Source organism: Kocuria gwangalliensis, from assembly GCF_039544365.1.
Classification (GTDB): Bacteria; Actinomycetota; Actinomycetes; order Actinomycetales; family Micrococcaceae; genus Kocuria; species Kocuria gwangalliensis.
Genome location: NZ_BAABLN010000031.1, coordinates 76,089 through 88,285, shown reverse-complemented (window position 1 = coordinate 88,285; position 12,197 = coordinate 76,089). Strand labels below are relative to the sequence as shown.

At 66.4% G+C, this 12,197-nt stretch carries 10 protein-coding genes and 1 tRNA gene; 1 reads left to right on the top strand and 10 read right to left on the bottom strand.

What is annotated here, in order from left to right; translation table 11 throughout:
- Positions 1-9 precede the first annotated feature (9 nt).
- From selB to ABEA06_RS10015, 3 genes are all read right to left on the bottom strand, one after another.
- Positions 10-1,809, bottom strand: coding sequence for a selenocysteine-specific translation elongation factor (gene selB / locus ABEA06_RS10025; RefSeq protein ID WP_345311410.1), 1,800 nt, complete (start codon positions 1,807-1,809; stop codon positions 10-12).
- The gene (gene selA, locus ABEA06_RS10020) at positions 1,809-3,116 is read right to left on the bottom strand and encodes an L-seryl-tRNA(Sec) selenium transferase (protein WP_303382053.1); all 1,308 of its coding nucleotides are present in this window, start codon (positions 3,114-3,116) and stop codon (positions 1,809-1,811) included. Before selA ends, selB begins: the two co-directional genes overlap by 1 nt.
- Before the next feature lie 78 nt (positions 3,117-3,194).
- Positions 3,195-3,289: transfer RNA gene (locus ABEA06_RS10015), tRNA-Sec, on the bottom strand.
- Positions 3,290-3,338: 49 nt separating this feature from the next.
- Between ABEA06_RS10015 and selD the strand changes: the two genes are divergently transcribed.
- Entirely contained in the window at positions 3,339-4,355 is a 1,017-nt protein-coding gene (selD, locus tag ABEA06_RS10010; RefSeq protein ID WP_345311409.1) for a selenide, water dikinase SelD, read from the top strand.
- Here the strand turns inward: selD and nrfD are convergent, their stop codons facing one another.
- The 7 genes from nrfD to ABEA06_RS09975 form a co-directional block, all read right to left on the bottom strand.
- A complete protein-coding gene (nrfD, locus tag ABEA06_RS10005) occupies positions 4,356-5,456 on the bottom strand; it encodes an NrfD/PsrC family molybdoenzyme membrane anchor subunit (RefSeq protein ID WP_345311408.1) in 1,101 nt (366 codons plus the stop codon).
- Positions 5,453-6,595, bottom strand: a complete 1,143-nt coding sequence (locus ABEA06_RS10000; RefSeq protein WP_345311407.1) for a 4Fe-4S dicluster domain-containing protein — start codon at positions 6,593-6,595, stop codon at positions 5,453-5,455. Before ABEA06_RS10000 ends, nrfD begins: the two co-directional genes overlap by 4 nt.
- Positions 6,592-9,981: a formate dehydrogenase gene (gene fdh, locus ABEA06_RS09995; RefSeq protein WP_345311406.1), complete on the bottom strand. Its 3,390-nt coding sequence runs from the start codon at positions 9,979-9,981 to the stop codon at positions 6,592-6,594. Before fdh ends, ABEA06_RS10000 begins: the two co-directional genes overlap by 4 nt.
- A 9-nt stretch (positions 9,982-9,990) precedes the next feature.
- Positions 9,991-10,224, bottom strand: a complete 234-nt coding sequence (locus tag ABEA06_RS09990; protein WP_303382058.1) for a hypothetical protein — start codon at positions 10,222-10,224, stop codon at positions 9,991-9,993.
- 69 nt (positions 10,225-10,293) lie between these two features.
- Positions 10,294-10,719: a VOC family protein gene (locus ABEA06_RS09985; protein WP_345311405.1), complete on the bottom strand. Its 426-nt coding sequence runs from the start codon at positions 10,717-10,719 to the stop codon at positions 10,294-10,296.
- A 73-nt stretch (positions 10,720-10,792) separates the two neighbouring features.
- Positions 10,793-11,497, bottom strand: a complete 705-nt coding sequence (locus tag ABEA06_RS09980) for an SCO1664 family protein (protein WP_303382060.1) — start codon at positions 11,495-11,497, stop codon at positions 10,793-10,795.
- Positions 11,498-11,506: 9 nt separating this feature from the next.
- The gene (locus tag ABEA06_RS09975; RefSeq protein ID WP_345311404.1) at positions 11,507-12,139 is read right to left on the bottom strand and encodes an MSMEG_4193 family putative phosphomutase; all 633 of its coding nucleotides are present in this window, start codon (positions 12,137-12,139) and stop codon (positions 11,507-11,509) included.
- Between the last annotated feature and the right edge of the window lie 58 nt (positions 12,140-12,197).

The window sequence follows — 12,197 nt, the reverse complement described above, 5'->3', positions numbered from 1 at the left end:
ACCGGTGCCCTACCGCACGATGGTCCGCTTGGTGCCGTCCAGTCGCCGGGTCCAACCGCGCGCATCCAGATGCTCGAGCAGCGGGATGGCCACGCGCCGGGTGGTCCCCCACACTTGCCGTGCCTGACTCGTGGTGAACGGTTGCTCCAGCCGCGCCAGCTCGCGCATGGCCAGGGCCGGAGCGTTCGGCAGCACCACGACGCCGCCCGCCAACCGCACCAGCCGCCCGGCACGTTCCGCGGCCGCCAGTTCCCGCGGGCCCAGCCCGAGGTCGATGAGTTCCTGGGCCTCGGGCGCCGCAAAGGGGTTCGTGGCCAGTTGGGCCTCGACCCGGGCCAGAGAGTTTTCGGCCGCGCCCAGCCCACCGGAACGGCCGGGAACGGCGATGAGTCCACCCCGTTCCTCGAGTTGGGCCTCGCCGATGACCGTGGCCAGCAGTTCCGGCCCGGGCAGAGCAAGTTCATCGATTGCGGCGCCCCGGGTCATGCCGGGGCTCAACGGATCCCGCTCATGCAGCCGCTTCACGGCGGTGCGCAGTGTCTCGACCCAGTCCTTGAGCATCGGGCGATGAATCCACCAGCGCCCTACCTTGGTGATGTCCGCACCGGGCGGAGGCTGTGCTCCCCCCGAGTCCACGAGTCCCAACGTCTGCAACCACGCCACGCGCACCGCCCCGCGGTGTTTGGTCTCGGCCACGGGATCCCCGGTCTCGGGAAGGGTGGCCAGCCATTGGGTGTGCCGCGCGCTGTCGCCGCGCCGGTTGAGTTCGGGCGGGTCCACGTCGAGAACCCGCGCGCCGCCCAACAACACGCGGGCCTCGGGATAGCGCATGACCGACCGGTCCCCCGGGATCAGCGCCAACTCCTGGGACAGCTGCACGCGCGCGTGATCGGCGTCAAAGGGTCGCAACCGTGCCGGGACCGAGGCGGAACCCGCATGAACCAGGATTTCCGCCGGTGCGTCCTCGAACGAAATTCCGGAGGTCCGGCGGACATCCAGTTCACCCGTGGTGGGCCACGCGTCCGGTGTCAGGAGCGCGTCACCGCGATGGATGTCCTCCGCAGCAATGCCCCGCACGTTGATGGCCACGCGGTTGGTCGCCCCAATGGTCTCGACCGAGCGGTTATGACTTTGAACCGAACGTACCGTGACCGGGCGAACGCGGTCCTGACCGAGCACGCTGAGCTTGTCCCCCACCCGAACCGTTCCGGCGGTCAGGGTTCCCGTGACCACGGTGCCCGCTCCGGACACCGAGAACGCCCGGTCCACCCAGAGCCTCAACCGCTCTGCGGGGTCCGGCAGGGGAACGCCCTGCAGAACGCCGTCCAGCGCCGCGCGGAATTCAGCCAGACCCGACCCGTTCTGGGCGGACACGGCCACCACCGGGGCATTCCGCAGGCCCGTTCCGGCCAACTCGCCCCTGACCTGCTGCGTCACCGCCCCCACCCGCTCCGGCGCCCGATCCGCCTTGGTCAGCACGATCAGTCCGCGCTCGATCCCCAATGCCGCCAATGCGTCACGGTGGTCGCTGGACTGGGCCTGCCAGCCTTCGTCGACGGCGACCACGAAACAAACCACGGGTGCCGGTCCGAGTCCCGCGAGCATGTTGCCGAGGAATCGTTCGTGCCCTGGGACGTCCACGAAGGCCACGTTGTTCCCGGACGGCAGATCCGTCCAGGCAAATCCCAGATCAATGGTGAGCCCGCGCCGTTTTTCCTCGGCCCAACGGTCCGGTTCCATTCCGGTCAGGGCTCGGACCAGCGTGGATTTACCGTGATCCACGTGCCCGGCGGTCGCGACAACGTACATCAGTCCAGTGCTCCCAATGCGGCGCGTGCGGCGGCGGCAACGCGTGCGTCGTCGTCCTCGGGAATGCAGCGCAGGTCGATCAGGCACGCGCCGTCGTGGACGCGCGGCAACACGGCGGGCTGGCCGAGTCGTAACAACCGAGCCGTTTGCTCCGGCAGGCGGACCGCCCACCCCGGCAGCGGCACCCCGGGTCCTCCCCCGCCGCCCACGCGGCCGTCGTGGGGGACCACGGGCATCCCGAGGTCATCACCGAGTCTCTCGGCTCGCGCGCGTAATCGCTCGGGATCCGCGTGGAGTGCCCGCTGCACCGGAGTGTTCCCGGACACCAATGTGGCTTCGAGTGCGGCGAGGGTCAGCTTGTCGGCACGAACGGCCCGTGCCAACGGGTGCTTGGCCAGGCGCTGGATGATGTCCGTGCGGCCCAGCAGAATTCCCGCCTGGGTGCCGCCGAGCAGTTTGTCACCGCTGGCAATGACGACATCCGCGCCGGCCTCGAGCGCCTCGCTCAGGCTGGGTTCATCCGGCAGGGTCGGATCGGGGGTCAGCAGACCGCTGCCGACATCCATGATGAGGGGCAGGTCGTGCTCATCGGCGAGCGCGCGCAATTCCCGCAGGGGCACGTCCGAGGTGAACCCGCTGACCCTGAAGTTGCTCGGGTGGACCTTGAGCAGCGCCGCGGTGTGCGTCCCGACCGCGTCCGCGTAATCGGCGACATGGGTGCGGTTGGTGGTGCCGACCTCCCGCAAGCGAGTCCCCGTGGATTCCATGAGATCCGGCAACCGGAATCCGGCGCCGATCTCCACCAGTTCTCCGCGGCTCACAATGATTTCGCGGTCTCGCGCCAACGCCGTGGTGGCCAGCACGAGGGCCGCCGCGCCGTTGTTGACCACCAGGGCGTCTTGGGCCGCGGGACATGCCGCCAGGAGCGCTTCGCGCGTGGCCACCCCGCGTTTGGACCGTTGACCCGTGATCAAATCCAGTTCGACATCCACGTAACCGCTTGCATCCGATAACGCCTCACGCGCCGCGGCCGACAACGGCGCCCTGCCGAGGTTCGTGTGGATGACCACGCCGGTCGCGTTCAGCACGGGGGTCAGAGAAGTGGCCCGCCGTTCCGCCAAGGCTGCGATCACCGTTTCCTGCACGTCTTCCGGTGCGATCTCCGTCCGGCGGGCCCGATCCTGCGCCCGCGTGATGACGGTGCGAATCACGTGTTCGCTCAGCCTTACTCGAGCGGCTTGAACGTCCGGCAGCGCCAGGAGCTGATCCGTGCGGGGAATCCGTGAACGGGGGTCTGCGCCGGTCACTGTGACTCCTTGTGCGTCTCGGGTGCCTGTGGCAAGCGGCCGCCGCCCTCGGTTCGAGCCGAAGGGTGCGGCGCACGTTGGCGGAAGCGGACGGGAATCGAACCCGCCAAACCGAGATGCTCGGTTTCACCGGTTTTGAAGACCGGGGAGCCCACCAGGACTCAGACGCCTCCGTGTCGAACCTATCACCGCTCGCTCGGCTGGCCTCCCTACACTGGGGATATGGCTCCTTCACAGTCCTGGTCCACCGATCTTCGTCTTACCGGTTACGCCCACGGCGGGGGTTGCGCATGCAAGATCCCGCCGGGAGAGCTCGAGCAGGCCGTCCGCGGCCTCACCGGGCAGACGGCACCCAATGTCCTGGTCGGCCTGGACGACGGCGACGACGCCGCTGCGGTCCTGGTCCGCGACGACCTCGCCGTGTTGTCCACCGCCGACTTCTTCACCCCCGTGGTCGACAGCGCCTACGACTGGGGCCGGATTGCCGCGGCCAACGCGCTCTCCGATGTCTACGCCATGGGCGGGCACCCGATCGTGGCGATCAACCTGGTGGGTTGGCCCCGCGATGTGCTGCCCATGGAGCTGATGTCAGAGGTCCTGCAGGGTGGACTGGACATTGCGTCCGAGGCCGGGTGCCCGGTGATCGGCGGTCACTCGATCGATGACCCCGAACCCAAGTACGGCATGGCCGTGACCGGCACCGCTGACCCCACCAAGTTGCTCCGCAACGACGCCGCCCAGGCGGGGCTGCCCATCACGCTCACCAAACCGCTGGGCGTGGGTTTGCTGAACAACCGCCACAAGCAGACCGGGGAGGTGTTCGAGGAAGCGATCGCCACCATGACCCAGCTCAACCGGGACGCTTCCCAAGCCGCCGTGGCTGCGGGCCTGAAGGCGGCCACGGATGTCACTGGTTTCGGGCTGCTCGGCCACCTCTACAAAATGGCCCGCGCCTCCGGGGTCGGTGCGGTCATCGACCGCAGCGCGGTACCCATGGTCTCCGGCGCGGCGGAGGCCCTGCGGGACGGGTTCGTCTCCGGCGGCACCCGCCGCAACTTGGACTGGGTGCGCCCGCACCTGAGGGCTGACTCCGGAATCGCGGAGGAGGACCTCCTGTTCCTCGCGGATGCCCAGACGTCCGGCGGGCTGCTCGTGGTGGGCGAACTGCCCGGACACCCCGTGATCGGCGAAACCGTGGCCCTGCCCGAACGCGACGACGAGCTGGTTCGGGTCCGCTGATCAGCCGGCGGTCGTGATCGAATCGTCCACGATGCCCGCGGCCCGGCGTTTCGCCAATCGATTGCGCTGCGGTTCCACGGTGTACTTGGGATCCTTCACGGAGTCCTTGCCGGCCTGAAACACCCCGAAACGAGTGAGTGCGGAGGAAGTGACCAAAGCGGCGCCCGAGAGCGCGGCCACCCAGCGGCGTCGTCCGCCGAGGATCGTTCCGGCGGCGCCGGCCAGGGCGAGACGTTCACTCCATGCGAGCCACGTACCGGGGCGGCCCTGCTCGAGAGGTTCGACGACCACGGGGTCCATGCGCTCCTTCATGAGGTGCATGGCCACGAGCTCACCCGCCACGCCCGCGAGCGCAAAGGTCCGCGCGGGCGCGGTTTCCGTGACCGGTGTGGTCAGCATTGCGAGACCACCGGCGGCCATGGACGCCGAGCTCACGAACACGAACGGGAGGTCCTTGTGCATCGCGTTCCACGTGGGGACCGCGGTATCACCGAGCAGTACGGCGGTGTAGGCAGCCAGCGGTGCGCCCGTGACCGCAGCACCCGCTGCTGCGGGCCGCTCGACGAAGCGCAGGACGGAACGCAGCGGCCCCAGTGGCAGTTTCGCGTGGGTCACCCGATCCACCTCGGCGGCCGCGGCAACACCCGCGTGCGTGGCGTAGTAGGCCAGCAACCATGAACCCAGGCTCATGGGTGAGGTGGGCTTGATGGTGCGCATCATATGTAAGAACCGCTCGGGACGGCCCAGGTCGCTCACCAGGGCAACTGTACCCAGGCTCGCCGCGGTAAGGGCCGCCAGTCGCATATTGCGTCTCAGCAGTGGCCGACCGGTCAGCTCGGCGCCGAAGGCCAGGATCGAGGAGCCACCCGCCAAACCACCCAGGAACAGGTACGCGCCGATTTCCTTCTCCCACGGCGGTGCCTTGACGATGGGCCGCCCGTAGTAGGACGTGAACTCCGGCTCGGGCACCATGGGCATTTCCCGGGACCCGTCACCGCCTCGGCGGAAAGCAGATCCGGACGCACGACGGCGCCCTTTCCCTTTCCGCTTGCGGCGCGGCTCTTCGGGTGGCCGGTAGTTGTCGAATTCGGAGACGCTCATCGGCGACCGCCCGAGGCGAAAGCGACAGCGCCCACGGCCAACATGCCGGCCACGGCCATGCCCGCGCGCTTGAACATGTACGGGAGATCCGCGGTGGGAACGCGCGGATCCGGTGGCAAGCCGTAGGTCTCGGGCTCGTCCAGAAGCAGGAACACGGAACCGGTGCCGCCCACCCCGTCATTGGGGTTGGCGCCGTAAAGCCGAGCCTCTGTCCTGCCCTGATCGTGCAGCTGCGCCACTCTTTCCCGCGCGGTGGCGGCCATGGAGTCACGGTCGCCGTACTTGATGGACGTGGTGGGGCAGGCTTGCGCGCACGCCGGAGTTTGATCGTTCTTCATCCGGTCGTAGCACAGCGTGCATTTCTGCGCGACGCCGTGTTGGGGCACCTTGACGGTGTCCGGCATGGGCGGGGAATCGCGTTGGTTCTTCGGTTCGAACACGCCGTCGCTGCGACGTTCGATCACGCCGAACGGGCAGCCGGCCACGCACGTACCGCAGCCGTTGCAGATGTCGTCCTGGACCACCACGGTGCCGTACTCGGTGCGGAACAGCGCGCCCGTGGGGCACACGTCCAAGCAACCGGCGTGGGTGCAGTGTTTGCACACGTCCGATGACATGAGCCAGCGGAAATCGGGGGTGTCGGGATGCACGGACGCATCCACGGGAGACTCGGGTCCCTGGCCACCGGGGGAATCCGCGGAGCGCTCCGGCGAGGACGAACTGCCGCAACCGCACCCGCCGCCACCGGAACCGCAACCGGCCGGGGCGGCCTGCGTCACGGGAACGGTGCCCCGCGACGTCGTTTTCGGGGACGCCGCGCCCTGAGGTGGGCCGACCCGGGGCATGCCCAGATCCACGAGCGCGCGGCCGGACTCCCGGGCGCGATCGATTTGCTCCGCGCCCTGTTCGATGAAGGCCACATGCCGCCACGTGTTGGCGCCCAGGGCACCGGTGTTGTCATAGGAGGAACCCAGCAACTCGTAGTCGGAGTCGGCCGGGTTACGGTTCCACTCCTTGCACGCGACCTCGCACGCCTTGCACCCGATGCAGATGGAGGTGTCCGTGAAGAACCCCTTGCGCGGGTGCGGGTGGTCGTAGTGGGCGTCAGCTGTCGGATTGGCGGCTGCTTCTCCGGTCATGGGGAACCATCCTCTATCTGTTCGGCCGTGAGTTCCCGTTGGGGATCGGTGACCGTCGTGTTACTGGTTGCCGGTGTCAGCCCCGCGCGTTCTTGGTAGTCCGCCACCAGTTCGAGCACCTCGGGTCCGCGCGGCCTGCGGCCGGGCCTGATGTCGCACGAACCGACCTTGCTGTTCTGAATGTGGACGTTGGGGTCCAGGGCAATGCCGAGCAGGTCGTTGGCGCCGTCACCGGTGATCACGGCGTCCTGGCCGACACCCCAGTGGTACGGCAAACCGATCTGGTGCACGGTGTGCCCTCGCACGGTAAGGGGCTTCATCCGCTCGGTCACCAACACCCTGGCCTCGATCGCGGACCGGGGCGAAATGATGGTGGCCCAGCCGTACGGCTCCAAACCCTTTTCCTCGGCCAGTTCAGGAGACACTTCGCAGAACATCTCCGGTTGCAGCTCGGACAGGTACGGCAGCCAGCGGCTCATGCCACCCGCGGTGTGCTGCTCCGTCAAGCGGTAGGTGGTGAACACGTACGGGTAGACACCCGTACCCGGCTTACCGGCGCTTTGGGCAAACAGGTTGTCCCAGCGCGGGAAGGTCATGCGCGTGGGGTTCTGTTGTTGCGCGTAGAGCGGGTTGACCACCGGAGATTCCTGCGGTTCGTAGTGGGCGGGCATGGGCCCGTCCACCAGGCCCTTGGGCGCGAACAGCCAGCCCTTGCCGTCCGCTTGCATGATGAACGGATCATCCCCGGCCAAGGCGTCACCACCCCGAGTGTCCTCACCCGGGGTACTGCCCGGGGCGCGATCAATCGGGAAATCGGGGTTGTCCTTACCAACCCACCGTTGCTCATCCTCGTCCCACCAGATCAGCTTCTTCCGCTCACTCCACGGCTTACCCTGCGGGTCCGCCGAGGCACGGTTGTAGATGATGCGCCGGTTGGCGGGCCATGCCCAACCCCACTTCGAGGCGATCTCGTCCTGCTCGCTGCCGGGAACACGATCGGAGGAGTGGTTGACGCCGTCCGCGTACACGCCGGTGTAGATCCAGCAACCGCCGGAGGTTGAGCCGTCTGCCCGCATCTGCGTGTAGCTCGACAAGGGTCGGCCGGCGTGCTCACCGGTCAGGTGCCGCCCGTTGATCTCGGCCAGCACCGCCTCCGCCTCGGGGTCACCGTGCTCATCCGTGGGGTAGTCCCAGGTCAGATCCAGGAGCGGGCGATCACGGGGATCATCCGAATCCGCGAGGCGCTCCCGGATCCGCCGGCCCAGCTTGTAGAAGAACTCCAGCTCACTCTGGCTGGCCCCGGGCGGATTCACCGCTTGGTGACGCCACTGCAGCAGCCGTTGTGTCTGGGTGAACGTCCCGGACTTCTCCACGTAACTGGCTGCGGGCATGAAGAACACTTCGGTCTCGATGTCCTCGGTGCGCAGTTCACCCGATTGGATCTCCGGGCCGTCCTTCCACCACGTGGCAGACTCGATCATGTTCAGATCCCGCACGACCAGCCACTTCAGGTGGGACATTCCCATGCGCTGCAGGCGGCCGTGCGCCGATCCCACCGCGGGGTTCTGCCCCAGCAAGAAGTAGCCTTCGACCTCATCTTCCAGCATGCTCATGAGCGTCTGGTAGGTACCGTGTGGGCCACTGAGCCTGGGGATGTAGTCGTAGGCCCAGTCGTTCTCGGCCTGCGCAGCGTCTCCCCACCATGCCTTCAACAAGCTGATCGTGTACGCGTCCGCGTAAGCCCAGTAACCCTTTTGCTGACGATTGGAAATCGTGTCCAGGTACTCGTCGAGCGACTCCGTCTTCACTGATGGCATGGGCAGGTAGCCCGGCAGCAGATTGAACAGCGTGGGAATGTCCGTTGAGCCCTGGATACTCGCGTGACCTCGCAGCGCCATGATGCCGCCACCGGGTCGCCCCATGTTGCCCAACAGCAATTGCAAGATGGACGCCGTGCGAATGAACTGTGCGCCCAGCGTGTGTTGAGTCCACCCCACCGCGTACGCGAAACACGTGGTGCGTTCGCGACCCGAGTTCTCGGTGATCGCCCGTGCCAGATACTCGAAATCCTCGATCGAGATACCGCATGCGTCGCGCACCATTTCCGGGGTGTACCGGCTGTAGTGGCGCTTGAGGATCTGGAACACGGTCTGCGGGTCCTGCAAGGTGTCGTCCCGGATCGGGGTGCCGGGCCCCACGGGCGCGCCACCACTTCCGTACTTGTCACCACCGGCCTGCTCGCGTTCGTCGTCACCTTGTTCGTGCTTCTCGGGTGCGGCCTGGTCCGAACGGTCCGTTGATTCCCCACGGTCCCGGCCCGACGTCGCGGGATCGGTCTCGGTTGCGTCGTCGGAATCCTGATCGTTTTGTTCGGTGGTCTGGTAGGACCACGACTCAATGTCGTACGCGTTGTCCTTGATGCTGAACCCGGAGAACAATCCGTCCAGGTCCTCGGTGTCCAGGAAGTCCTCGTTCACGAGGTTCGCGGCATTGGTGTAGGCACGCACGTACTCGTCGAACCACAGGTCGTTGCTCAGCACGTAATTGATGAGCGCACCCAGCAGCACGATATCCGTGCCCATCCGAATCGGCACGTGCTTGTCCGCCACCGCACTGGTGCGCGTAAATCGCGGATCAACGTGAATAACTTTGGCGCCGCGTGCCTTGGCTTCGGTCACCCATTGGAAACCCACGGGATGGCACTCGGCCATGTTGGAACCCTGGACGATGATGCAATCGGCGTTCGCCATGTCCTGCAGTGACTGTGTGGCGCCACCGCGGCCAAATGAGGTTCCCAAACTGGGAACCGTGGAAGAGTGTCAAATACGGGCTTGGTTCTCGATCTGCACGGCCCCGGCAGCGGTGAAGAGCTTCTTGATCAGATAGTTCTCTTCATTGTCCAGGGTCGCACCGCCCAGCGACGCAATGCCCATGGTGCGACGCAGCGGACGGCCCTGATCGTCCGTGTCTTGCCAGCCGCGGCGTCGGGACTCGATGAAACGGTCCGCGATCATGTCGGTGGCGGTGTCAACGTCCAGTTCTTGCCAGTCCTTGGCGCGGGGCGCCCGGTACAACACGCGGGTCTGTCGACCCGGTGAATTGACCAACTGCTCACTCGCCGAACCCTTGGGGCACAAGCGCCCACGGGAAATGGGTGAATCCGGATCGCCCTCGATCTGGATGACTTTGTCGTCCTTGACGTACACCTTTTGTCCGCAACCCACGGCGCAGTACGGGCAGACGCTCTGCACCACCCGATCCGCCGTTTCGGTGCGCGAGGTGATGTCCCGGGTGTGCTGAGACACCACAGCCGAGCTACGGCCTGTGGAGTCTGCGGTGCGGAACTGCCGGAAGACCGGCCATTCCAGGGGGCTGAATCGCGACATGGGTTCAGGCTAGTCCACGTCGGGGTCGGTGGGCAGCTCTTGATCTGCCGTGTCGATCCGGTTGTTCAGCTCCAGTTCGTCCACGTCCTTGAGCGGGTCCTCATCGGCGCCCCACTGGGCGTCGTCCTCTTCCCACGCCGAGTCCTCGTCACCGGTGGTTCCGATGAACTCGTCCTCGCGCAATGGTTCCCGGGCGGCGTCCGGGTTGTCGATGGGGTTGGGGTCGGGAATGGGCTCAGTCATGATGGGTTCCTTCCTCGCTCCGAGCTCGGTCAGGTCGACCGGCCCGTAGACCGATCATAGTACTTACTATCAGTCCGCAGATGGCGCGGAGAAGGACCACATCACGCCGAATCGGTCGAAGACCGTTCCGTACCACTCGCCCCACGGCGCCTTTTCGAAGGGCATGCCCACCGAGCCCCCACCGGTGATGAGCTTCTGGATGAGGCCGCGAGCGTCGTCGGGAGTTTCGACCGAGTAGAGCAGGGAGTATGCGGTGCCGTGGACGAGGTAGTCATTGCCGTCCTCCATGGCGTCGCCACCGGCGATCTGGCCGCCCGCAGTGGTCAGCACTGCGTGGGCCACATGCTGGGGGTCCGGTTCGAAGGGCATCCCCTCCATGTGCATATCCCCATACCGCGTCAGGTCCAGCTCTCCGCCAAAGACCCGGTGCCAGTGTTCGAAGGCCTCGGCGGCGTTGCCGGGCAGAGCAATATAGGTGGCGAGGGTAGTGCTCATGAGATGCTCCTGAATTCAGAACGTCACGGCAATTTGTGTGTCGCGTGCACGCCAGAATAGGCCTCCCGCCCCCTCAGATCAACGGCCATGGAAACCTCCGTCCGGTGGGATCCGCCGGCAGCCGTCCCAAGAGCCCCAGGACCCGCACGCGTTCCCGAACGGCCCGGACCTCCCCGGCGGTCAGCAGGTCCGCCACCTCGGACGGGATCTCGTGTTCGAGGGGCGCGATGTCCGCCAACAAGGACTCAGCAATGGGCTCTCGCGCGAAATCCCAAATGACCGTGCGCAATTTGAACGGCTCTGCGAAACACAATCCGTGGTCGATGCCCCAGATCCGCCCGTCGAGGCCCCGCAACACGTGGCCGGCCTTACGGTCGGTGTTGTTGGCCAGCACGTCGAAGACCGCCATGCGTTTGAGATCCTCGTGGGATTCCGGGCAATCCGTGTAGAGGGTGAAATAGTGCTGCGCCACGTCCGTTTCAATGAACCGCTGCACGGAGCCGATGCCGAAGGGTCCATCCTCGCGAATGATGGTGAGCGGCACGATCCCCCAGCCCAGTGACTCGCTCAACAGATACGCCGCGCGTTCTCGCCGGTAGAGGCCCGGTTCGAAGTCGTACAGCGGCCGCTCCCCCAGCTCGGGTTTGTAAATGGCCCAGCGTTGATCGTCCCCGTGGGTCAGCTCGACCAGAAATGTTTCATTGCTGCTCTCCACGAGCTGCCCGAGGATCTCGATCTCGCCGAGCTCCAGGAGTTCACGGGTGCGCTGGTCATCCACGATGACCCCTTACTGAGCCGTCAACGTGGCCAGGGAATCCTGCGTGGAATTGACGGTGAGCACCACGGGGTCCTGGCCCAACGGATAGGCGATAGCTGACACCGAGCACGGTCCCACGCTGAGCCGCTGGAATTTGTCCAGTGGTGTTCCCATGGCGTGTGCCAGCACGGCCCGGATGGGGTCCGCGTGCGAAAAACACGCCACGGTGCCACCGGGATGAGCGGTGCGGATGCGAGTGAGCGCATCGACCATCCGCTCCAGCATGTCCCGGAAACCTTCTCCTCCCGGAAACGTGAAGCTCGCGGGTTCGTGTTGCACGGTCTGCCATTCGGGCTTGCGCGCCAAGTCGGCCAGTTTCTCGCCGGTCCAGTCGCCGACCTCGAGTTCCAGCAGCCCATGGTCCTCAATCACCGGCAGGCCGGTCGCGAGCGCGGTTGCCTGCGCGGTCTCCCGGGTGCGTTCCAATGGGGACGAGTACAGCGCGGTCAACGTCAGGTCGGTCAGCCGCTCCGCCACGCGCGCCGCTTGCTCGCGTCCGGTGTCGGACAGGTGCAATCCCGGAGTGCGGCCGGGCAGGAGTTGCCCGGTGGTGGGTGTCTGACCATGTCGGACCAGCAGCAGGGTGGTGGTTTCGGGACTCACATCGCCCAGCCTAGGTGGCCGAACCGTTCCCGTCACGGCCCACCGGTTGCACGGCCGT

Excerpts from the sequence above, each read along its gene's own strand:
- selB (WP_345311410.1), bottom strand. The coding sequence starts at position 1,809 with ATGTACGTTGTCGCGACCGCCGGGCACGTGGATCACGGTAAATCCACG.
- ABEA06_RS09985 (WP_345311405.1), bottom strand. The coding sequence starts at position 10,719 with ATGAGCACTACCCTCGCCACCTATATTGCTCTGCCCGGCAACGCCGCC.
- selD (WP_345311409.1), top strand. The coding sequence starts at position 3,339 with ATGGCTCCTTCACAGTCCTGGTCCACCGATCTTCGTCTTACCGGTTAC.
- ABEA06_RS09990 (WP_303382058.1), bottom strand. The coding sequence starts at position 10,224 with ATGACTGAGCCCATTCCCGACCCCAACCCCATCGACAACCCGGACGCC.
- ABEA06_RS10000 (WP_345311407.1), bottom strand. The coding sequence starts at position 6,595 with ATGACCGGAGAAGCAGCCGCCAATCCGACAGCTGACGCCCACTACGAC.
- nrfD (WP_345311408.1), bottom strand. The coding sequence starts at position 5,456 with ATGAGCGTCTCCGAATTCGACAACTACCGGCCACCCGAAGAGCCGCGC.